Annotated in this window: 17 protein-coding genes and 3 pseudogenes; 9 read left to right on the top strand and 11 right to left on the bottom strand. The window is 33.4% G+C overall.

The window, feature by feature from the left end:
- Positions 1-131 precede the first annotated feature (131 nt).
- A complete protein-coding gene (locus DRF65_RS27235; RefSeq protein ID WP_115973848.1) occupies positions 132-2,180 on the top strand; it encodes a M13 family metallopeptidase in 2,049 nt (682 codons plus the stop codon).
- Between the two features lie 613 nt (positions 2,181-2,793).
- Here DRF65_RS27235 and DRF65_RS27230 read toward each other — a convergent pair.
- From DRF65_RS27230 to DRF65_RS27205, 6 genes and pseudogenes are all read right to left on the bottom strand, one after another.
- A pseudogene (locus DRF65_RS27230) lies at positions 2,794-3,177 on the bottom strand (transposase); the annotation flags it as partial.
- 160 nt (positions 3,178-3,337) lie between these two features.
- Positions 3,338-3,658, bottom strand: coding sequence for a transposase (locus tag DRF65_RS27225; protein WP_115973846.1), 321 nt, complete (start codon positions 3,656-3,658; stop codon positions 3,338-3,340).
- Between the two features lie 419 nt (positions 3,659-4,077).
- A complete protein-coding gene (locus DRF65_RS27220; protein ID WP_123947448.1) occupies positions 4,078-4,875 on the bottom strand; it encodes a hypothetical protein in 798 nt (265 codons plus the stop codon).
- Positions 4,876-4,888: 13 nt separating this feature from the next.
- Positions 4,889-5,695: a hypothetical protein gene (locus tag DRF65_RS27215; RefSeq protein WP_115973844.1), complete on the bottom strand. Its 807-nt coding sequence runs from the start codon at positions 5,693-5,695 to the stop codon at positions 4,889-4,891.
- 3 nt (positions 5,696-5,698) lie between these two features.
- Entirely contained in the window at positions 5,699-6,490 is a 792-nt protein-coding gene (locus DRF65_RS27210; RefSeq protein ID WP_115973843.1) for a hypothetical protein, read from the bottom strand.
- 589 nt (positions 6,491-7,079) lie between these two features.
- Complete coding sequence (locus DRF65_RS27205) at positions 7,080-7,379, bottom strand: helix-turn-helix domain-containing protein (RefSeq protein ID WP_228438983.1); 300 nt, start codon at positions 7,377-7,379, stop codon at positions 7,080-7,082.
- A 1,293-nt stretch (positions 7,380-8,672) separates the two neighbouring features.
- Here DRF65_RS27205 and DRF65_RS27195 point away from each other — a divergent pair.
- The gene (locus DRF65_RS27195) at positions 8,673-8,993 is read left to right on the top strand and encodes a hypothetical protein (RefSeq protein ID WP_115973841.1); all 321 of its coding nucleotides are present in this window, start codon (positions 8,673-8,675) and stop codon (positions 8,991-8,993) included.
- Positions 8,994-9,369: 376 nt separating this feature from the next.
- Here DRF65_RS27195 and DRF65_RS27190 read toward each other — a convergent pair whose 3' ends face one another.
- Together DRF65_RS27190 and DRF65_RS27185 are read right to left on the bottom strand one after the other, a co-directional pair.
- Complete coding sequence (locus DRF65_RS27190) at positions 9,370-10,287, bottom strand: T9SS-dependent choice-of-anchor J family protein (protein WP_115973840.1); 918 nt, start codon at positions 10,285-10,287, stop codon at positions 9,370-9,372.
- A gap of 11 nt (positions 10,288-10,298) precedes the next feature.
- Positions 10,299-13,112: a GEVED domain-containing protein gene (locus DRF65_RS27185; protein WP_115973839.1), complete on the bottom strand. Its 2,814-nt coding sequence runs from the start codon at positions 13,110-13,112 to the stop codon at positions 10,299-10,301.
- Between the two features lie 791 nt (positions 13,113-13,903).
- Between DRF65_RS27185 and DRF65_RS27180 the strand changes: the two genes are divergently transcribed.
- The 5 genes and pseudogenes from DRF65_RS27180 to DRF65_RS27160 form a co-directional block, all read left to right on the top strand.
- The gene (locus tag DRF65_RS27180) at positions 13,904-14,407 is read left to right on the top strand and encodes a hypothetical protein (protein ID WP_123947446.1); all 504 of its coding nucleotides are present in this window, start codon (positions 13,904-13,906) and stop codon (positions 14,405-14,407) included.
- Between the two features lie 75 nt (positions 14,408-14,482).
- A complete protein-coding gene (locus DRF65_RS27175) occupies positions 14,483-14,818 on the top strand; it encodes a transposase (RefSeq protein ID WP_115973837.1) in 336 nt (111 codons plus the stop codon).
- A 3-nt stretch (positions 14,819-14,821) separates the two neighbouring features.
- Positions 14,822-15,424 carry a Mu transposase domain-containing protein gene (locus tag DRF65_RS27170; RefSeq protein ID WP_123947445.1) on the top strand — a complete coding sequence of 201 codons (603 nt, stop codon included), beginning with the start codon at positions 14,822-14,824 and terminating at the stop codon, positions 15,422-15,424.
- A 26-nt stretch (positions 15,425-15,450) separates the two neighbouring features.
- Positions 15,451-16,089 (top strand): ATP-binding protein, encoded by a 639-nt coding sequence (locus tag DRF65_RS27165; protein WP_228438981.1) that lies wholly within the window; start codon positions 15,451-15,453, stop codon positions 16,087-16,089.
- Positions 16,090-16,412: 323 nt separating this feature from the next.
- Positions 16,413-17,427, top strand: a pseudogene (locus DRF65_RS27160) (integrase core domain-containing protein); the annotation flags it as partial.
- Between the two features lie 134 nt (positions 17,428-17,561).
- On the opposite strand, the pseudogene DRF65_RS29370 reads toward DRF65_RS27160, so the two are convergent.
- From DRF65_RS29370 to DRF65_RS27150, 3 genes and pseudogenes are all read right to left on the bottom strand, one after another.
- Positions 17,562-17,814 (bottom strand): annotated as a pseudogene (locus DRF65_RS29370) (IS982 family transposase); the annotation flags it as partial.
- A gap of 167 nt (positions 17,815-17,981) precedes the next feature.
- Positions 17,982-19,142 (bottom strand): thioredoxin fold domain-containing protein, encoded by a 1,161-nt coding sequence (locus tag DRF65_RS27155; protein WP_115973835.1) that lies wholly within the window; start codon positions 19,140-19,142, stop codon positions 17,982-17,984.
- A gap of 10 nt (positions 19,143-19,152) precedes the next feature.
- Positions 19,153-21,228, bottom strand: a complete 2,076-nt coding sequence (locus tag DRF65_RS27150; RefSeq protein WP_115973849.1) for a protein-disulfide reductase DsbD family protein — start codon at positions 21,226-21,228, stop codon at positions 19,153-19,155.
- A 243-nt stretch (positions 21,229-21,471) separates the two neighbouring features.
- Between DRF65_RS27150 and DRF65_RS27145 the strand changes: the two genes are divergently transcribed.
- Both DRF65_RS27145 and DRF65_RS27140 read left to right on the top strand, forming a co-directional pair.
- Entirely contained in the window at positions 21,472-22,818 is a 1,347-nt protein-coding gene (locus DRF65_RS27145; protein ID WP_115973834.1) for a sensor histidine kinase, read from the top strand.
- Positions 22,815-23,510: a response regulator transcription factor gene (locus DRF65_RS27140; RefSeq protein ID WP_115973833.1), complete on the top strand. Its 696-nt coding sequence runs from the start codon at positions 22,815-22,817 to the stop codon at positions 23,508-23,510. The genes DRF65_RS27145 and DRF65_RS27140 overlap by 4 nt, the downstream gene beginning before the upstream one ends.
- Positions 23,511-24,139 lie beyond the last annotated feature (629 nt).

The following is a 24,139-nucleotide window of genomic DNA, read 5'->3' as shown; positions in this document are numbered from 1 at the left end:
CCATAGTGATTTAGTTTCTCGAAATAATTCTACATTTGAATTGTCACTGCTTTTTTGAGAAAATAAATTGTTAAATTTGCCTCTAAAACATAACGAAGTAAAAAAGAAACTTATTGTATAAACTTATAAATATGAAAAAAATAATATCCTCTCTGCTTTTATTAGCTGGAATTTGCCTACAATATATGGTGAATGCTCAGGTTAAAACAGTAGATAATAACACAGATAGAGGCTTAGATATTAGTCTAATGGATACATCCATTCGGCCACAGGATGACTTCTATAACTTCGTAAACGGAACCTGGATGAAAACAGCTAAAATCCCATCAGATAAAGGAATTTGGGGGAGTAGGGAAAAGTTGAAAGAAGATACAGATAATAACTTAATGACGATCTTGAATAGTCTTTTAAAAGATAAATTTGCTGATGGCAGTGAGGGTAAAAAAATTCAGGACCTATATGCAAACTATTTGAACATGCAGAAAAGAAATGCAGATGGAATTAAGCCTATTCAGAGTAACTTAAAAAAAATCGATGCAATTAAAAATCTTACTGATCTGCAAAACTATCTTATTTCTGTAACAAAAATCGGAGGGAATTTTTTGTACAAATGGCAAGTACAAGCAGATCTTAAAAACTCTAAAATGAATGCTGTTTATTTGGAAACTGCTACTTTAGGTTTGGGAAGAGATTATTATCAAAAGTCAAACAAAAAACACACAGAAATCCTTTCCGAATATGAGAAATATGTGTCTTCAATGCTGAAAGAATTGGGATACAAAAATGCCGATGAGGCAGCAAAAAGTATTGTTAATTACGAAAAAAGTATTGTACAGACTTATCTTACAAATGAACAGACTCGGGATATAGATCTTCAGTATAATCCCGAAACAATGGAAGAGCTTTCTGCTTTAGTGAAAAATATAGATCTTCCTGCTTACCTGAAAAAAGTTGGAGTAAATACAGATAAGGTGATTATATGGGAAATCAATTATTATAGATCCCTTGATCAGCTAATTACTACTAAGAATCTTCCTGTCATTAAAGATTATTTAAAATTTCATTTAATCAACGAAACTGCTTCTTATCTAAGTGAAACATTGGATAAGAAGCAGTTTGCTTTCTATGGTAAATATTTATCTGGTCGAGAAGAGCAAAAAACTCTTAATAAAAGAGGATATGATTTAATTAATACAAATTTAAGTGAAGCATTTGGAAAGCTTTATGTTGAAAAATACTTTCCGGCTGAGGCTAAAGTTCAGATGATTGAATTAGTAGGTTATTTAAAAAGAAGTTTTGCAGACCATATTAGCAATACAGCTTGGATGTCTCCTTTAACAAAAGAAAAAGCGATGAATAAATTGAATAAAATTTCTATGAAAATTGCTTATCCAGACCAATGGAAAGATTACTCTAAATTGAACATCACTTCTGATGGCAGTGAAGGAATATTGTACAAAAATCTTCAAAATATTTCAGAATGGAGTTATAATAAAAATTTGTCTAAAATTGGAAAACCTGTAGACAAATCTGAATGGGCAATGTCACCTCAAACAGTATCTGCTTTTTATAATGCGCCATATAACCAAATTGTATTTCCGGCTGCTATTCTTCAGCCACCTTTTTTCAATTCAAAAGCGGATCCAGCAGTTAATTTCGGAGGAATTGGTGCTGTAATTGGACACGAAATGAGTCATGCATTCGATGATATTGGATCTCGTTTTGATGAAGAAGGGAATTTGGTAAACTGGTGGACTCCTATAGATAAAGCAAACTTTGAAAAAGCAACAAAAGCTCTTGCTGCTCAGTATGACAAATACGAGCCGGTAAAAGGAAATAACGTGAACGGTACTTTCACAAACGGTGAAAATATCGCGGACTTAGGTGGAGTAAACATCGCTTACGATGCGCTTCAGATGTATTTAAAAGATAAAGGAAATCCAGGAAAAATCAGTGGATTCTCTCAGGATCAGAGATTTTTCATGAGCTGGGCAACCATTTGGAGAACTCTTGCCAGTGAAGAATATATGGTACACCAGGTGAAAACTAACCCGCACTCTCCTGAGTATTTCAGGTGTTTAGGTCCTATTGTGAACATTGATGCATTTTACAAGGCATTTGATGTGAAGCCTGGTGACAAATTATACAAAAAACCAGAAGACAGAATTAAGATCTGGTAAAATTTATAAATCGTTCGGAAATGATCGTTTTTTTTTACTTAAATAACATTTCCAATACCTTCTTACATTTACCGATTTGATTGATCCATACACTAATTTTAAATCAAAGGCAATCAATTGTAAACCAGTTGATTGCTAACTACATGTTTTTGGTGAAAATGGGATCAATGTTCTCTGGTTTTTCCAGCTGATCGAAAATTCAAGCTGTATCGATAACCTAGGTCGCCTTAATGCCTTTTGTATTTTATTAAGAAATTTAGCGTGCTAAAGGCTAGAATGGAGATCATTACTTGAATTAAACAATAAAAGCTATTTGTTTGGATTTTTTGTTGTAAAGATATTAAGGATTGCATGCATTTCATAAGTAGGACTTTTTGTGTATTTGTAATGTTACACAAAATTGTTCTTTGAGACAGGTCGTAAAAAATTATAGATTATATTTTGTAATAGCAACCAAATCATTGCCAGTGCATTTTTCATAATTTTTAAAATGTTTAAAAAGTTGTGGCATGTTTCATGGCACTATAATTTTTAATGTTAAAATTGCATTAATACAGCGTGTATAAGGGGTGAGTGGGAGTCCCTCGCTTTCCGCACCAGCTAAAAAAAGGCTTCAAAATTGATTTTTGAAAGCAAAAGAAAAGATTGTGGCAATATTGTGGCGCTCTTTAATTCTAAAAATCTTATCAATGCTTTTGGCTGCATCCTTATGATTTTGATGTACGCGATTAGGATAGAATTCATTTTTAAGAATACCGTTAACGCGCTCAGCTAGAGCGTTATCATAAGGGCTACCACTCTGCGTCATACTAATGGCAATGCCATAACGCCGGAGCATTTCTGTATATTCATTGCAACAATACTGCATACCTCGATCGGGATGATGGATGAGATAAAATGGAGATAAATGCTTCCAACCTGTGATCACCATTTCCAATGCCTTTAAGCAACCAATCGCCTCTAAAGTTGGATGCAAAGAGTAACCAACGATCATTCTTGAGTAGGCATCTGAGTCCGTCTTTCTTTCACCAGCGTCAGTACAACCATATTAGCCATAGCAGCTTTTTCAGCATGTCGGATAGCGTCCTAATAAGCTTGTCGTGTTACGCCAAACAGTGCACAGAGATCCCTTAGACTTACATAGGGATAGCTCTGCCTCATTCTTTTGACTGTTTGGCACCAGGCCTTTTTCTTATTTTGATTTTAAGTTCTTCTTCGCTAACCTGGATTAACGTTTCTAATCTATTTATGTTTAGGTTGGCCTTCTCCAAGGCCTTTTGCACTTCTGAAACTTGTTTGGATAGTAGCTTTATCTTTGAGCTTTCATTTGGTTCCTTCATCGGCTTTGCAGTCAGTCCATTAGATGCCAAAGGAAGTAAAGAAAATTGGGTTATCCAACTGTCAATGGTTCTCCGATTAATTTTATAAGTCCTCTCTACAGCACGTTGACTGAGTCGCCCGCTTTCAACTTCTTGCACAAGCCTCCTTTCTTAACTCTTCCGGATAAGATCTTCCAACTCTGTGGAATGGCTTGGAATTATCCAAATTACTCTTTTTTGTCATATACATTACAATTTTGTGTAAAGCTATTTCAGGACAAGACAACCAAAAACTCTACTTTTGAGTGTACATAGGTTAGGGAAGATCACACGATATCAAAATTTATTTAAGATAAAAAATTCAGTAAATTTACCTTTAGATTCTGCCTTTTTGTCCGAACTTAATGCAAAATAAGATGGTGGTTGGATAATAAGTGAATAAGGCTTACCACAATAGGTTAATTCATTTTCTAATTTATCAGTTTAAAGTCTTGAAAATTCTCCTACCAAGCTTATAGTAAGCGAATGACACGCAGTATTTTTCTGTACCATCGTACTACTTAGGAACTAATATGTTTCTACTGCAGTTTAATAATCGTAACACTAGAAAGGCTTACATCATCGTAATTAACTATTCCATTATAGTTTACCCCATCTTTATACCTTTGTGAATTTAATGTTAATATTTGCCCATCTTTCGCATTGATATAAGAGTTTGAACCAAATGTAAAACGTCCTTCAATGTTAACCTTTGTTGGATCATATTGTGGAACTAAAGTAACAATTTTAGACGAAGCTAATGTATTATCTAAATTAAAATAAATGTAATCACTTAATCTAGAGTTTTTTATTGCAGGATTCTGTTTAAGTGCTAAGTTTAGAGACACAAGATAAAGCCCAGCTTTTTTAATTCTTAGTTGATTAGCATTTATTTTTTCAAATATAGCATTATCATCATTAAAAACCTCTGTCCCAAATATATCTATATTCAAAGGTGTAGACACGAACGATGGATTAAAATTTGTTAAGCTTGATGCATCGTTCGTATATTGTACGGCTTTTGATTGGGTTCTGCCAACTTCTCCTGGGAAATTCCATTTATTATTAATCCATACATAAACACCTGGAATTACTGTATTGATGCCTGTCCCCGCCTTTTCTGTATTAAAAACCAACAAACCATCGGGTATACTTCCTGATAATGGTAATTTACTATCAAGCGAAATTAATGCAACTCTGGGGATTAATACTCCTTTATTTGTAGAAACAATATCTAACACAGAGGATGATGCAGGCGTGGTAGTTCCTATACCCACTTGACCGAAAGTAGAAGTTGTAAAAACAGAGATTAATACAATGCTAAAATTTATTTTCATTACTATTTTATTATTAACGAATACGAGCTATTGAGATACTTGAATCTCCACTTGCTAAAAACTGAACTTTAGACGTTCCAAACCTTGAACTGTAAACACCTTTAGTTCTTTTTATCATTACACTTAGTACATCTCCGTCATTTAATAGAAGATATTCTGTAAAAGAATGCGAGAATAAACCTCGCTTAGAAGTTATGGAAGTCGTAAAACCAGGTGATACAACTTGTTCTGTTCCTCTCGCGATACCATTTACAAACACTCTTGCACATAAGGATAATCTACCTTCAGCATTCCCTGGACCAAGTCTATCAAAAGATAACAATGAAGAAATGGAGTACAATCCCGAGCTATTTATTTTTACACTCTGATTGGTCGTATTAATTTGATATACAGACTGACTTTCATTTATAATTTTGTTTCCGAAAAGTTTTATATTTTGCCAATCAGCTGTATTATAATTTGTTGCAACTTCAGAATTGGTGTATTTTACCAATACTGTAGTAATACTTGAATTCATATTTGTCCATTGTTGGTCTTCTGCATTCCACGAAAGCAACCCGGGAGTTACAGTGTTAGGAAAACTACCTGCCGTTGCTGTATTAAAAATCATAGTTCCAGTAGGTAATGTAGAAGCTAATGGCTTTGTAGAGGTACGTGATATTAATGCCACTCTAGGAAATAAAACTCCCTTATCAGGTGCTTCTAATTGTAATATAACTCCATCTTCTACAACTGCGGTATTTATACCTACTTGACCCCTTATAGTATTAATATTCGCAATGACATTTAATACTATAGTATATAAAAATTTATTTTTCATTTTTTATCTTATTTTTTCTATAGAAATTGTGGAAGTGTTTACATTTTTAAAATGCACATCTGTACCAGGATCAAGTTGATATGTTCTTACTTTTAGAGTATGCCCCGCACTATTGATAGGAACATATATTACAAAACTTTTCCCTGTGGGGAAATTATCTTCAGCACCGCCTTCATTGTCCCATCTCCCAGGAATATACATATTGTCCGAAACAATATCACTAGCATCATTTACAAGAATCTCAACACCAAAATTATCAGCACCTCCAGAAGAAGCTAAATCGAGATTAAGTATTACCTTATAATAACCCACTTCATTTATTTGGAGAGTGGTCGCATTTTTCTTTTCATAAAGCGTTGGATTATTATTAAACCTTACATTAGCAAATAAATCAGCAAAAGTTGAATCGTCACTATTTAAATCAACACTTGTATCCTTATTGGCAAACAATGCTGTTTCATTGACATTTTTTTGGACTACTCTTTGCCAATTCACAGCAATATTGTTCCAGTAGTAAAATCCAGGGCTTACCGCTGTAGTACCAGAACCATTTGTGGCTGTATTGAATATCATAAGTCCGGTGGTAGGGGTTCCTATTACTGGAGCGAATAGATTAGTTGCTGTAAGAGCAACTCTTGGGAACAAGATACCACCTTTATAGTTGCTATCTTGTTGTGGCGCGCTTTCCACTTGTAGTATGATACCTGGGTTAACATCTTTTGTGCCTATTCCAACTTGGCTATAAAGGTCAGCAGGAAAACATAAACAACATTTTATCAAAATAATTTTTTTCATGACATTAAGCTATTATTAAATATTAAGAACTATTTCTTGAAAGTTTAATTTACTTTCAAATAAGTAACAAGAATAAATTTATGGGTGTTACTTAATTATTAGTGTGAGTACTCAAAGTTTAAGATTATAAGAAATACATGTAATTATTATATAAAACATCTATACAATTCTTTTTATTCTTTAAGATCCCATTAGTTATTTCAATAACTTCTTAGTGTAGTTGTCTATCTCATTTGTACTGGAAATCTCTCGTCCAAGACAATTTTGAATTAAATCTACCATTGACTTTGTTATGAATTTGGTCTGGCACCTATTCATTTTTTTATTTTTGAAAGCTTAAGTAGTGGATGTGATAAGTTTGCTTCATTACATAATTTCTTTTATTTGTTGTCAATATTCACAATTGTTAAATGCGATAATGGAGTCTAAACACATAAGAATTTCTTCCTATACTTTTTCGTTTACAGTTGAATTAGCATTTCATCTCATTTCAGATTATAATTCAATTTGGGGAAATGAATCTGTTTTTTTGTTGGTAGATAAAGATATTCCCTTAACCTATTTGGTTTAAAGAGTCTTATTCAATTCTCTAACTCTTTTTAGCTTGGTGAATATAAATTCTCTTCCATTTTGCAACTGTATTTCTGCTTAATTTAAAAACTTGTGCTAGGCTTGTATTAGTGAGTTTATGTTTTGTTTGATAATCTAAAATATGTAAAATATCAGTCTCAACATATGAACGATGCTTCTGATTTTCTTTCTCAGATTCTCTATTAATTCCAAAAATCAGTTTATTAAGTTTAATTATATCCATTGTAGACATTATAGATTTATTCAGAATCGGCATGCAGTTTTTCTTCTTTTGAGGAAGCTTTTCTAAGATATCCATGTAGATCACTTTATAATTTGGACCTTTTCTTTGCATCTCTATCATTTTATATTTTATTGTGTTTTAAAATTTGACATCCATGGAGATATATTACTAATTCTTTAGTTATATCTTTTTGAAACCACTTATAAAGGTAGTTTTAGGTATATCAACAGTATATTACTTTGATTTTGGCCATTTCACTATGCTTTATTTTTTCTATAATATAATTTAAATTTCTTTCGTAATATGTATTTTTTCGTAATTGAGAAATCTCGGTCACTATATTTTTGGGGAACTTGCTAATGCGAGAATACAGTATTAATGTTACTTAAAATCGGAAAAAATTATATTCCAAAAGCTTACTCCAACACAATAACTGTAAAGCGTGGCCTTATCACCATTTCTCTTATATGCTGCTCTCTACTGATGATGAATTGGTGATAAAACCACTTTCACCACTTATTGTTTCTTAGGGCAAAAATTGCACTTTTTCTTAAGAAGTAAGAAAAATATTATACTACTTAGGTACTACATTGTTATTTTTTTTCATTCATTATTACTTTGATTAATATTTAATAATGTGATAAAGTGGGAATATGGACTTTATCTCGCTGATTTTTAGAAAGGTATCGCGTGTTTTACAGTGTTATTGGTCACAACTTCAATTAAACGAGTAATCAGACCATATGACCCAAACATTTTCATTTTTGACAGCTACTGTCCTAGAATTTTGAAGTAGTATGCATGTAGAGTCCTGATTTTTAGGTTTGAATTTTCAATACATGAATTATGGACCGGATGATTTTCAATTTTTTTCATAAAAAAAAAATTAGGATTGCTGTCTGGATTGTCAGACAGCTTTTTTGTGAAACTAGATGGATAGAATCCTTTTTTTTTAAGCAAGCAATATTGACAACATATTGAAATTTCAGTATCCTACTATTGCTGTACAATCTTCATCATCTAATGAACTTCTCCCCTTAGATCTACATTATGTTAAATCTTGATAAAATTTAAACATATTGATATACAGATTGTTACGATAGGAAAGTGTCTGACTTTATGTACATGTTAAGTTGTTATAAATAGTTTTAGTTGTTTAAATGAATCTTCATTCTTTAATACGTTTATTTCACATAATACAATCAAACAATAGTGTTTTCATGAATTTAAAACGAGAATTGGTAATATTCGATAATTGATAAAATTTCATTTAAGTTAAATCAAATACTTTATTCATTAGGTTTATGAAAAAGAGAATTCTATTAGTGAGTTTATTGGCTGCCGGATTAACTGCTGTTATTGTCAGAAATGGGAGCCGGTAGAACAGAAAGGATCAGAAATGAGAAAAATGCTGAAGTGAAACAGGCCTACAGAGTAGATCTCGCGTCTCTGAGACATCTTCTGAAAGATGCCGTAGAAGCCGGAAAAGAGGCAAAACCGGTAATTATCTCTATGCTGACAGCGGAAGGGAAAATTGAAAGAGTTGAAGTGTACAGTAATCCTGTTATGGATAAATATCTGGCTGAAAGACATCAGCTGGGTTCGTATGTAGGAGCAGGTATAAATGATCCTTCCAAATACATCAGGTTCAGTATTTTAAACCGAAATAACGTTATTTTATCAAAATAACTTCAGGAAATAAACTAGTCTATTGGATGGCAAAGATTTAAACTGTACTACATACCTTGATTGTTTGGGAGCACTTTAAAGTTAAAAATTTAAGGACAAATATCAAAATTCCCCACAACATTTTTTGTTGTAGGGATATTTTTTAAAGACTTTTTAAACACCTCTAATTAGGAGGCATTGACCAATCAATTATGGACTCTATTGATCAGTAAACTAAAATAATAATTTTTTAAAAAAGTCCTGACATTTAATTAGGTGTTCATATCAAACTAAAACTACATGCACAATGTAACTTAAAATCTTGTGGGAATTTGCAACTTATCTCAAGTTCCGATATGGCCTGTGTTTCTCAATCCTGTATACAGTTTATTAAGCTTTACTTTTTAATAAATATCTTTGACATTCTACCTTCATTTGTTGTAATACTTATCGTATAATTACCTGGTTGAAGACTTTTCACATTGATTCTATCATCACTTATGAGTACGATCATCTTTCTTCCACTCATATCAAAAACATCCACACTCTTGATTTTTGGTTCAGACTTAATAGTAAGAAAATCAGAGACGGGGTTGGGAGATATTGAAAATTTTAATTTGTCTGGAGACTCACTTACAGATAGCTGACTTCGATTTATAGAGAATGTATCTATGCCAATTAAGTCAGAATTAATTCCATTTGGTCCGCCACCCACTACATAATACCTAAAGCCAAATTTAACAGGTTTAGGGTTTGGGCCGACGCCTGAAATAACAAATTGATATTTTTGCCAATTTCTTGGATAATTAAACCCTTGTAATAAGCCTGGATTTACACTTACTCCAAAGCTTGTAAAGCTCCCCAATGTCATTGGAGCAGGATTTACGGTTGATGAAGCGGTACTATAGCGTACTTCCAACCTGTCTGCCCGATCCACTATTCCATTTCCTTTTCTGGTAAAAAAGCTCACCACATCTCCATCTTTTACCATTACAGCAGGACTGATTAACCAATTACTAATATCCCCTATGTTAGCAACACTATTAGAACCAACTACGGCAAACGAATTAATTCCTCCTGCTTGGCCACGCGGAATATCATTAGCTGTCTGACTGCTAAATACTAAAGGGTTTCCTAAAGGTGCCGTATAGGCTGCCTTTTTCCATAATCCAGCTGTAGGCGAAGGGGGCAAGCTCTGATTTGTTATTGTCCAATTTCCAGGAAAAGCAGAATCAAATCCATAGCTGTATACAACACTTTGTGCATTTAAAAGATAAGCAAATGCAAGAGATTTTAATAAAAGAATTTTTTTCATTATTTACAATTTTATTTTTTGATAAATTTTTTCTGAAGAGACTTACCATTGTCTTCAATTTCGATTACATAAACACCATTTCTAAGCTCGCCCACATTGATCTCACCGTTCAGCAAAATATCTTGGTCTATGATTTGCGCTACGGTATTATATATCTTGTATTCCGCTCTTTTACTGATATTCGTTATATGTAATACCGTACTTACAGGGTTAGGATAGATTAAAACATCATTCTGGTTAACCGGATTTGGAACAGTCTGCTTAGAGATTTTTACACTATAGTCTTCAACCTCTCCATTGTCAAAACTTGTACAATTTAAAGGAACACTTCCCTTTTGCATAACCACCCTCATAATAACATATTTGTAATCAGTCATACTAATAAATGCATCTGCTGGTACAGAGAATTTTCCTTTTACAACATTAGCTGTATTTGGGGGGGACACAAAGATTTTTTCGTCAATATCAAAATACCCATTTCTGTTGAAATCAATCCATACAGCAATACCTTCATCGCGTGTTGCTCCTAACCATTTCTTTTCGATGACAATTTCATTATCAACAGATCCTTGAATCAATTGTATGAAAGCAGAAGGAGTTTCTGTATAGTTGGTATAATTGGAAGCTTCTGAGATGTTTTCCATTACTTGTTTTCCATTTGGAATAATTGTTACCTTTGAAATATATTCTTCTTTCCCATTTTCTGCAGCCATAGGACAGTATTTTACAGTTGGGGTAATGAATAAATAAAGAGGCGTAAAATCTCCTGAAATACCACTACACATATTTGCGACCTGCATTTCATATTTCGTAAGTTCTGCCAGTCCTGTTATGGTATAACTACTATTTGTTGTCATAATATTAGTCCAACTGGGAATTCCTACTTTTCTATATCTCAGCAGATATGTGGAACCTGGGAAAGAATCCCATTTAATTTCCACAGTAGTAGGGGTAGAATTAATAACGGTAAGTCCTAAAGGAGAGAGTTTACATATCCTTATGGTCGTAAATACTACCGGGGTTGAATACGCATTCAAAGTATTTTCCCCAGAACACTGATTCGCGATTTGTATTTCATATTTTGTGTCTGGATTCAGACTACTTAGGGTATATGTGTTAGCAGGCTGCACAGGTAGATTAATTACAGGATTAAGCCATCCTGTTTCTCCTACTTTTCTCCACCTCATAACATATGCAGGTCCAACGGCAAGCGGGGTCCAAGTCACTAACACCGAGTTTGCTGTAACATTACTGATGGTAATGTTTGGAGGTGTAGGATCACATCTTGTTTCAAACGTCTTAATAGGAGTAAATGGACCTACAACATCACCACATACAGCTGCAATCTGCACTTCATAAGTTTTTGCAGAAGCCAATCCAGTCACAATAAGAGGAATATTTCCCAAAAGAGTTGAAGCATATAACAATGTCCATGGTCCTGCAGATAGTCCCTGAATTCTATATCTTACAACATAACTCACATTATTTGTTACACCAGTCCAGCTGATTGTAGCAGAATTATGTGTAGAGGTAATTGTGGGCTGATTAGGTTGGCTGTAGCTACATGGTCTTAATTTAACTGTATAATCTTCTACTTCTCCATTAACAGCATTCTGGCACATTACTGGAGCACCTGCTCGCTGCAGTACAACCCTCATTGTGGTTGTTAAAGGTCCTGAATAAGCATTTGGAGGAACAGCAAATGTAGCAGCAACCGGACTGACTGTACTTGCAGGGGAAACAAAAATTTGCTCTGACAATTCAAAAACTCCATTTCTATCAAAATCAATCCAGGCTGTAATAGCAGCGCCATTGGTAAGCCCCCCTGTCCAGCTTTTTTGTACAGAAATACTATTATTCTGAGATCCAATATCTAAAGTAACTAAGGTATTGGGTGCTGTGTACTTAATATAATTAGTTTGCGAAGAACTATTATTCATAATCGGTACACCTAGGTTTGAGGAAAATACACTCACATTAGAAATATGATCATTAGATCCTGTTCCGGACATGCCACAATATTGCAAAGGCGGTGTAGTGAATGTTATTGAAGGGGAATAAACTCCCTGCGTTCCATTACATACGGCTGCGACCTGAACTTCATATTGAGTCTGCTCACTCAATCCTGTGAAACTGTATATGTTGATAGGCGGATTCGTCAAAGTAACCATAGTCCATATATTAGTTTGGGCAACTCTATATCTTAGTACATAAGTAGCATTTGTTGTGGCATTCCACGATATATTTGCAGTGGTAGATGTAATGTTGGAAACTAAGATATTCCCTGGTACACCATTACAAGGTGGATCTATAAATTTCACTGCATAATCTTCAACTTCTCCCCACGCAAATACCCCACATGCAGCAATAGCAAAATTAGATTCGTTGGCAACAACACGCATACGAGTCGTAAGCGTACCATTGTAGGATCCAGCTGGAACTCCAAACGAGCCCGTGATAAGTGATATACTGTTATTTGGTGATGTTAATATGCGTTCACCTGTCTCAAAAATTCCGTTTTGATTAAAATCAATCCATACTCCTAGTGCTAGATTTTGTAATCCAGATATATTTTTAGTTATAGAAATTGTGTTGTTTATAGAACCTCTGACCAGAGTAATCTGCCTATTAGAGTCGTTACTATAGTCTGTATGGTTACTGAATCCAGAATTGCTGGACATCTGTCCAGAGTTCGTTGGGTTGACAGTGACATTGCGTATATGTGCATTACTAGAGAATGGTGACGACGACCTTGCTATACAATATTGTGCATCAATCGTAGTAAAGAAAGAAATAAAAAAGAAGCAGGTAAAAATTTTTTTCATATTTTTTTATTAAATTTTGAGTTAAATTTAGGCCGTATGGTTACAACATAGCCTTCTTTACGCTATTACAATATTAATATCCGTTTACTGCATGGTAAAAGCAGTAGATCAAGGTTATTATTATTTCTAAACCAAAGTTTAAATTAGGAATCAACAAAGGTTAAAATAATAGATAAGATTGATTAAATGATACCTATTATTTATTTACAACCTTTGTTCAGAAACACGCATGAGAAATTATGATTCTAACGTTTTCAATCCATTATATATATGTTTGTGTTGCACATTAATTATAGCTGGTCTATGTTTTTCTTCATCAAATATATTAATCAAGCTTTTGATAATTAAAAAAAGAGGTACTACAAACACCCTTCATTAAACTAAGTCTTTGATTTCTAAACAATTAAAGTGACATAGTTGTTAAAATAGAATTAATATCATATGCTGCTACATTTATAAAAGAGAAAGAGCAAGAAAATTATGACTCATCTATTAGGCAATATGGTTACCTAAATGTTAAATCTTCTACATTTTTTAATGGATTATAGAAATCCTTCAGTAACGTCCTAAATAATTGAAAAAATGTTGGTGGAAAAAACGGTAAAATTGATCACATAATTTCAGTTCAAACTGACAACATTTTTCAGTTTAAGTTGATCATGCATTTTCAGTTTAAATTGACCACCTACAATTTTAGAATAATTATCCAAATACTACTATTGCTTTATTCATTGAGTTATGCCCATACATTCGTTAAAAAATATCGAATTATGGCCAACAAAATAACAGACATGAGTAAAATTAGAAAAGCAATTAAATTGTATTGTGATGGCAAGAGTAAATTATTTATAAGTAATTATCTTTCCCTTTCCAGAAACACGATAAAGAAGTATATCTCATTATTTGAATTACAGGGTCTAACCTTTGAAGCCATTGATTCGAAAAGTGATACAGAACTGGAAGAACTGTTTTCTTCAGGAAAAACGGTTCCCGTGAATGCCAGATTAGAGACTTTATATTCTTTTTTTCCACAAATGGAAAGAGAGCTTAAAAAAGTAGGGGTTACGACTCTTCATATGTGGGAGAAGTTTATTGGTCTTTATCCTGATGGTCTTGGTCGCACTCGATTCAGGTATTACTACAAACTCTGGAGTAAGCGGGTTAATCCAGCGATGCACATTGAGCACAAATCTGGAGACAAAATGTATATCGATGACGCAAGCCAAACCCTTTGCATTATTGATAAAGAAACAGGAGCAGAAAAAGAAGTGCAATTTTTTGTAGCTATCCTTTGATCCAGCCAGTACACTTATGCTTAAGCCTCCCCTAGTCAGAAAAAAGAAGATTTTGTACGCTCTGTAGAAAATTCAATGCGTTTTTTTCAGGGAGTTCCAGCGGCTATTGTTCCTGATAATTTAAAATCTGCGGTTGCAAAAAGTTGTCGCTATGAACCTCAGATCAATGAAACCTTATTGGATCTTGCGGAACACTATGACACGACGATTCTTCCTGCCCGATCTTACAAACCGAAAAATAAAGCTTTGGTAGAGGGCGTTGTGAAAATACTACACACAAGAGTTTATGTGCCTCTTAATGAAAAGAAATTCTACAATATAGAGGATCTCAACAGGGAAATATCAAGTTTGATAGAGTCTCATAATCGCCGCAAACTCACCGGATGTCCTTATCCCCGTCTGGATTTATAGGAGATGAAAGACACGAGCTGCGTGCTCTACCCCACAGAACATTTTGAGATTAAATACCAGTCTTTTGCTACCGTGATGCAGAACGGACATGTTCAGCTGAGTCAGGATAAGATCTATTACAGAGTTCCTTATCAGTATATAAGGAAAAAAGTAAAACTTTTATATACATCCGGGGCTGTGGAAATTTACTACAAATACAACAGAATAGCGACCTACCAAAGAAGCCATAAACCTTATGCCTATACTACCTCTTCGGAGCATCTGGCCAGTACCCACCGGTTTGTCTCTCAATGGAGTGCCGAAAGGCTTATTGAATGGGCGGGCAATATTGATCCTTCTGTACAAGGGTATATCCTACAAATCATTGAAAGTCGAAATCATCTTGAGCACGCCTATAAAAGCTGTATGAGGATATTGGGTTTTGAAAAGAAAGTAGACACAGAGAGATTAATTGGTGCCTGTAAACGGGCACTGGATTTTAAGATATACAACTTTAAAACGATACAGGAAATTTTAGAAAACAACCTAGACACCGTAGCTCCTGAAAATCAGGAACAGCAGCTTTCCCAACATCATAACATCCGGGGGAAACAATATTACAACTAATAATAATTTAATAAAATTTTGCAAGTATGAATGAAACCACAGTAACAAAAATGAAGCAGATGAATCTTTACGTGATGCATAATGCTTTTAAAACAGCCATTGAAAGTAGAAAAACCGAACATTACCCCCTTGATGAATTTATATCAATGCTTATCGATGCAGAAAGGGATGAAAGACACAACAGACGTATAGAAAGAAGCATTAAAAATGCTAAATTCCATTACAAATCAAGCATTGAAAGTCTTCATTTTGATACTTCCCGTAATTTTGAAGGTAATCAGGTGCTGCGTTTGGGAGAATGTGAATTTGTAGAGAAAAATGAAAATATTTTAATTACTGACAGTACCGGAGTCGGAAAAAGCTATTTGGCTACAGCATTAGGATATGAGGCATATATAGAGGGGTTTAAGGTCAATTACTTTAATACCACCAAGCTGTTTGCCAAATTAAAAATAGCTAAAGCTGATGGTTTTTATCTCCGGGAACTTGCCAAAATCCAAAGGCAGGACGCTATTATACTGGATGACTTTGGGCTTCAGGCATTAGACAGCAGTAACAGTATTACTCTTTTAGAGATTATTGAAGACCGCCATAATAACGGGTCTATCATTGTAACTTCACAAATCCCAGTTCAGGGTGGTATGATATTATTGGAGAAAAAATAATAGCGGACGCTATTCTGGACAGGCTCATCGTCTTGAGCTGCACGGTGAATCCATGAGAAAGAACAAAACAGTAAGTAAATCTTAATATTTTTATATTTGAATAATAAATAACTCATGAACAAACAGTAGTTCAATGTAAAAAAGCGGAGGTTATTTTACCCCGAAATTAGGTGGTCAATTTAAACTGAAACTGTATGGTCAATTTAAATTGAAGTAGTCAAGATTTAATCTGACAGTTATGATAAATTAATAACTGAATCAGAAATTAGAATTATGACTACACAAGAAAAAATCATTAAAACAAGTTAGGTGTTTTAGAGTAGGCTCATCACCTTGGAAATGTCTCTCGTGCATGTATTCTAGAGATAGGTTTTACCGCTTCAAAGAATTGTACGAGCAAGTTGGGGAACAGGCTCTTCAAGAGTTATCAAGAAGAAACCTATCTTAAAAAACAGAGTCGAAGCAACTATAGAGCAAGCTATAGTTAATTTAGCAATTGATCAACCAGCCTTAGGTCAATTACGTGTATCAAATGAATTAAAAAAGAAGGGAATATTGATTTCTCCAGTTGTTGTTAGAAGCATTTGGCTACGTCACGACTTACAAACTTTCAAACTTCGTCTTAAAGCATTGGAGGCTAAGTCTGCTCAAGAAGGTATTCTTCTTACGGAATCACAGTTAGCAGTTTTAGAAAGGGCTAAAGAAGAAAAAAAATCATATGGTGAGATTGAGACATTCCACCCTAGTTTTCTTGGTGCTCAAGACACATATTATGTAGGTAATATCAAAGGTGTTGGACATATTTATCAACAAACATTTACAGATATTTATTCTAAAGTTGCTATGACTAAGTTATATGATAGAAAAAATGCTTTAGTTGCGGCAGATATGTTAAATGATCAAGTTGTGCCATTTTTTAAATAGAAGGATATTAGATTATTACGAATTATCACTGATCGTGGCACGGAATATTGCGGAGTTAGAGATCAGCATGAATATCAATTATATCTTGCAATAGAGGATATCGACCATACGCGTACTAAAGCTAAAAGCCCACAAACAAATAGGATATGTGAACGTTTTTACCGCACTATACAGGAAGAGTTTTATGCTGTTGCCTTCCGGAAAAAAGTGTATAGGACGGTTCTGGAACTGCAAGCTGATCTGGATAATTGGATGCTATATTATAACCAGGACAGAACACATACAGATAAATTTTGTTATGGGAAAACTCCTATGCAGACTTTTGAAGGTAGCATTTACCTAGCTAAAGAACGTATGCTAGAAACATTAATAGAAAATCAAACTAACAATACCACGAATAGTGATAATATTTAGTTTGATTGGCTTAAAACACAACAGAATAAACAGATTAATAGAGACTTAGCTGACGTACACTAAATGAATTGACTGTCCGGTTAAATACTGGCTATTACAATTTAAATTGAAAACGACTGGTCAATATAGCTGATATTTAAAATAATAGATAATTTTCGCTTTCTTTGATTGTAAACACTGCGCTCTATTTTCTTGCTCATAAAATAGGAAGCTAACGGAATAAATGATTCTCGCTATCAATTCCCATATATTCAGCTGTCAAGGCTCGGCTTACAACCTCCAAATCATTCATTCGGCGAACACCTCTTTGGTAAGATAAAAGTGTGTCATCTGAAATTATTCTAAAACTTCCAAAATTCTTTCGTAATTTGAAATTAAGTTGTTCATTGTAAATGTTTTGTGGTAAAACAATTTACTGATTTTTCGTTCAAATGAACAACTTATTTCTTTTCAAGCATAATGCACAACGGGTCTGAACTTTATATAAATATTTAGACAAAATCTAAACAAGTTATAAGATGAACAATCAACCTTATTTATTCCAAAGTCTAATTTTATTTTAAACTGTCTACTAATTTTTGTGCCTCAGAAGAATCTTGTCCCTCTTTTTTTGCCAATTCAATGGACTTTTCAGCCCATATTTTTGCATCATTCTTATTTCCAACTTTATTGTAAAGATTAGCTAATGTTTCTGTATTTATATAATTCTGACCTTTCTTTACAGACTCTAGCGCCCATTGAATTGCTTTTTCTAAGGAAGATCTATTAGTTACTTCTTTAAAAAAAGACAAAGCAAATGCAGCAAGTCTATTACCATCAATTTCAGTATAATTTTTAAGAAATTCTAATGATAATTTTTCAAAAGTCGGTATATCATTGTTCTTCAATGCGATGCTTATTTTATGACTTTGTAGAAGTGTGAGTGCTTTTTCTTTTCCATAATATTTTTCGGCTTCACTCAAATAAAGTGGTTCATTAATTATTTTTGTTTTTTCATCGTAATATTTTGATAAAAGAGTCGAGTTTATGGCATACTCATTCATCATATTATACCTATCCTGTGGTATAAGTTTTAAAATCTCTGCTTTTCTCTCTTTAAATATTTTATAGAGTGGTGTGTCAGTATTATCCATCTTATTTTCAAACATTTTTAAATCTTCTCTCTCTATATTTTTTTTTCCTTTAAAATACCGATTGACTATTTTGTTGGAAAATTCCTGATCTTCGACCGAAACTATAAATAGGTTTCTTAAGAAAGTGGGGTCTTTTTCTCCTTCATTAAACCTCTTTTTTAATAGTGCAAGTTGTTTAGTTGGATCTTGAGCATCTTTTCCTACTTGTATTAATTTTTGCTCGGTGAGACTGCTCCCACTTCTAAAAACTACTTCGCCGTTTCCATCGAGGAATAAATAGGTTGGAAAAGAAAAAACATTATATTTTTTAGCAATATCTCTCCCTTCCCCTTTTTCCATATCAATTTTTACATTAATAAAATTAGAATTGTAGTAATCTCCTACAGACTGAAGAACAAAAATATTTTTTGCCATTAATTTACATGGCCCACACCATGTAGTGTAAGCATCAATGAAGACAAGTTTATTTTCATTTTTAGCCTTAGTTAGAATATCTGCAAATTTACTTTCTTCAAATTTAATTCCTTGGGCATAGGTACAAGCTCCAAAGATGATTAGTAATAAAACGATTAACTTTTTCATGCTTTTTTATTTAATATTTTACTTTTTTGTAATAATTGACTCCACATTCAAGGAATTTTTTGAAATCCTCTTTCGGCATATACCCCGATACAGGAGTATTGATTACTTTTCCGTCCGGAGTTACCAAAACATAATGCGGCTGGGAATTGTTATTGAAATTCACCTGTTGGAATAAGCTCCATCGGTCACCGATTGTTTTTACTTTTTTAATCTGTCCTTCTCCAAGGTCGATTTTAGTCTGTTCAGCTTCAGGAATCTCTTCTTTATCATCTACGTACAGAGAAGCCAGTACAATATCGTTCTGAAGAATAGGTAAAATGTCCGGTTCGCTCCATACGAATTCCTCCATTTTTCTACAGTTTTCACATCCGTAGCCCGTAAAGTCAATCAGGATAGGCTTGCTTTCTTTTTTAGCAATTTCAATCGCGGTGAAGAAGTCATGTTCAGGATGCATTCCCAATATGCCGTCTTTCTCATCATGGAAATAGCTAACGTTCAACGGAGGCAGAATACCACTTAATAATTGAAGTTTTGGACGTTCTGAAGGAATTAACCCCTGGAATAAATAAATAACAAATCCTACTCCCAATACACCCAAAACTTTTCTTCCGATAGAAATTTTTGGTTTTTTGTCGTCATGCGGGAATCTGATCAGTCCGAATAAATATAAGGCTAAGCCTATGGCAATAACAATCCAGATGGCTATGAACAGTTCTCTTTTTAAGAAGAATGTTTTAGACACTAAGTCTGCTTTGGATAAGAATTTTAAAGCCAAAGCCAATTCTACAAAACCTAAAACCACTTTCACCGTATTCATCCATCCTCCTGATTTTGGAAGGCTTTGCAGAGCTTGTGGGAATAATGCTAAAAGTCCAAAAATAATTGCCCAAGCTAATCCAAATCCTGCTAGTGCAAAAGTTAATAACATGGGTACATTCGTAGAACCTGTAACAGCACTTCCTAATAAACTTCCTAAAATGGGACCTGTACAAGAGAATGAAACGATAACCAGCGTTAAAGCCATAAAGAAAATACCAATGATTCCTCCTGCCTCTTCTGCTTTTGAAGATTTATTGGCGATAGAGCTTGGCAGGGTGATATCATAGTATCCGAAGAAACTTCCTGCGAAGAAAATAAATATAATAAAGAATGTGATATTCAACCATATGCTGGTAGAAATTTCATTAAAGATATTTCCTGCAATACCGTCAATAATATGGAAAGGAACACTTAATAAAACAAAAATAAGTAGGATGAAGAATCCATAGATAAGAGCATCTCTTTTTCCTTTGGCTTTGTTTTTACTTCCTTTGGTAAAGAATGAAACGGTAAGTGGAATCATCGGGAAAACACACGGTGTTAATAAGGCAATCAGCCCTCCGATAAATCCTAAGAACAGATACGTCCAATAGTTTTCAGAAACTTTTATTGAAGCAGTTCCACATTCCGTTAAAGGATTTTTAAAATCAAGCGTTTCAATTTTTAAATTCTTAGGGTCAAGCTTGGAAACTTCCTTATTAATAGTTATTTCACTCTTTACAGGATTATTGGTGACTGTTTCTACTGCTTTTACAGAATCCTTAGCGCCTGCTTTGATATCCTCAGGAACCGCTGTTTCAGAAACTCCTTTTGGGGTAATTTTTTGGTTGAACTCCAAGGTGTTTGGAGCGAGGCAAACCCGGTCATCACAAGTTTGATAAGTGATCTCAGAAATAACATCTCCCGGTTTTGTAGGATCTTTTAATTTGAATTTTTGTTTGAATCCTGCAGCATTAGAATAGAAAACAATCTTTCCGCCGAAGGCTTCAGAAAATTCTTCATTCTTTTTCCCAGTTTCTGTAAATTTTCCGATCAGCTCGATATTCTTTCCGGAAACTTTGTATTCAGTTGGGATTCCTGTATCTTCAGGCAGGTCTTTTGAATAAATGTGCCATCCACTTTCCATCGTTGCATTCAATACAGCTTCGTATTGATTGTTTCCCAGATCATTGACTGTAAATTTAAATTTTACAGGATTTTTGATCTGTGCGTTGAGTCCTATCGCTAAAAATAGGAGAATTAATAAAAACCAATTTTTACTTTTCATTTCCATTTTTTTTACATTATAGGAACCTTAATAATTTTATAATCATTATCTACCTATTTACTAATACATTTTTGATTAATTGATAGTGCAAACTTAAAGAAGTCCTATAAGCTAAATTGTTAATCGACTACTAACTAGTGTTAACTAGTGTTAACCACTGTAAATCACAGTCCAAATAAGTTGTACATTTGTGATAGCTGTAAATATTTTGATAACTTCTACACCTTAAATACCGAACAAAAAATGAATAAGAAATTAAAAGAAGTATTTTTAATTGCATCCATTACTGTATGCTGCATTTTCATTTTTCAGTTATACTGGCTATTTAATTCATATAAAACTGCAGAGAAAAATTTAAATAAAGCAATAGATAATACGCTGAAAAAAAGTATTGAGATTTATCAGCTCAAGCAACTCGATTCAATACCTGTTATAAGAAATGACGATCAACGCATATATTACGCGACAAAGAAATGGGATGTTGATCCCAAAAAGAAAAACAAGGATACTATAAAGGAACAACCTTACCGAATGCTAATATATCCCATTCAAATACCTACAGAACAATTGCCAATTATAAAAAAAATGCTTTTGCAGTTAAAAGCATCAACATTGAAGTCAGTTAATTTGAAAGAATTGGCTCCTATAATAAACCAAGAATTGAGCAGAAATAATATTGATGTTAGTTTTAATCTTTCTTTAAGTCATGACAAAATTCCACTTAAAAATGTTTTCTACATCCCTGTGCAGTTATCAAAAAATAATACACTGATAAAAGTCCAGATTAATAATTTTAATATTTTCATAATGAAACAAAATATAGTTTCGCTATCCGTTTCCCTGATTCTTATTCTATTATCAGTGGGAAGCTATTATTTTATGGCCCTCACGATAAAAAGACAATTGAAACTGGATGATATTAAAAATGACTTTATCAACAATATGACCCATGAGCTTCGTACTCCGATATCAATATTGAAGTCATCAAATGAAGCTTTGCTAAATTTCAATGCCATTAATGATACCGACAAGGCAAAAAGATACCTTACCCTTAATCATGATATTCTGAAGAAACTGGATCATAATGTAGACAGGATACTGGATATTGCACAATATAATGATCGCTTAGATCCTTCCAAACTTGTTAAAGTACAGTTAAATGATTTAATCATATCCATCATCAATAGATTTACTACTAATGAAGATGTCAATATAAAATATACCAATCAATTAGAAGAAAACGATCTTTACACTGATCCATATATAATTGAGACCATGCTTTCTAACTTGCTGGATAATGCAGTAAAATATGCTGATAATAGAGTCGATATTCTCCTAATGGTCTCTCCAATTAAAAATGGAGTTCAATTTCATGTTGAAGATAATGGCAAAGGAATTGATTCCGCATACCTTCCTTATATATTTGATAAATTTTTCAGGGTTCCTAACGGAAATCTTCATGATGTGAAAGGGTATGGATTAGGTTTGAGCTTTGTAAAGACGCTTATAAATAAATTAAATGGAGAGATTACTGTTAAAAGCAAATTAAATTCAGGGACTACTTTTATTATAAAATTACCAAACAAATGAATAAAATAAAAGTCTTATTAGTAGAAGACGAGTCGATGTTGGCAATGGTCGTGAAAGAAACCTTAGAAATGAAGGGTTTCGAAATAGAGATTGCAGATAATGGTGTTGAAGGTTGGGTGAAATTTAAAAATAACCAACCCGACATTTGTGTAGTAGACATCATGATGCCCCGAAAGGATGGTTTTTCTTTAGTTGAAGACATTAGAAAAGTAGACGATTTAGTTCCTATTATTTTTTTGTCGGCTAAATCACAAACTGCTGATGTTATAAAAGGATTGGAAATTGGTGCTGATGATTACATGAAAAAGCCCTTTAGTATGGAAGAACTTATATTAAGAATAAAAAAATTAATAAGAAGAACTTCAGTAGATCCTATTGAAAGTAGTTCAGATACCTTAATAGATAATACAATTGGTAAATTCCAATTTAATATTAAAAGACTCGAACTTGTCCACAGCAATGTAACCATTAATTTATCTCAGAGAGAAGCCGAATTATTAAATCTGTTGATTATTCATAAAAATCAGGTACTTGAACGTAGAATGGCATTGCTTAAGTTATGGGGAGACGATAATATTTTTACAGCACGAAGCATGGATGTCTATATAACACGTTTGCGTAAATTCTTTGTTCTTGATTCCTCTGTAGAGATATTAAACATCAGAGGAATCGGCTTTAAATTAATAGACTAAAACTTTAAATAAACATCTAAAAACTCACAAATCCAGCTAATATTTTATCTCTTTCCCAATACAAAACAGCCAAAAAAAACACTAATCTACATGATCTTATAAGAACAAAAGATTATTTAGTAATCAAATCTCTCACTTTCAATTTTCATGTATAAACTAGCCATTTTTTGATATTGTTAAAATTAATTCATTAAAAATCAGTTAAGGATAAGGTTTAGTGGACATCCTGTCCCATATTTGGTTTAAAGCCTAATCTCAAAAAATGATAAATTAAAAAGAGATTATTGATGTTTTTTTAGTATTAAATGCTCTATCTTATTCACAAAATAAGAATTTTTCAATTGAAGATAATATGTTAGTTTTTAAATCTTAATGATAATCAACTGATTACGTATTAAAGTGTAAAATTTATCCCATTTTTGGTTTGAAGCCAATAACTGTGATGCATGGGGATTAAATCTTTTTGCTATAAGCTTGGTACAGCCCTACATATTGAGAGTGATTTTTTTCCTCCCTTCCTGTAGCTGAAATATCCATGACATTCCTTTATATAATTGCAACTATCGCGTGTACTCATGCCTTTGGAGTACATAGCTATCACATTGTCTTCCAGTTCATCGGTGATGATA

Origin of the sequence: Chryseobacterium pennae (assembly GCF_003385515.1) — a bacterium.
Lineage (GTDB): Bacteria > Bacteroidota > Bacteroidia > Flavobacteriales > Weeksellaceae > Chryseobacterium > Chryseobacterium pennae.
This window is presented reverse-complemented; position numbering and strand designations above follow the sequence as displayed.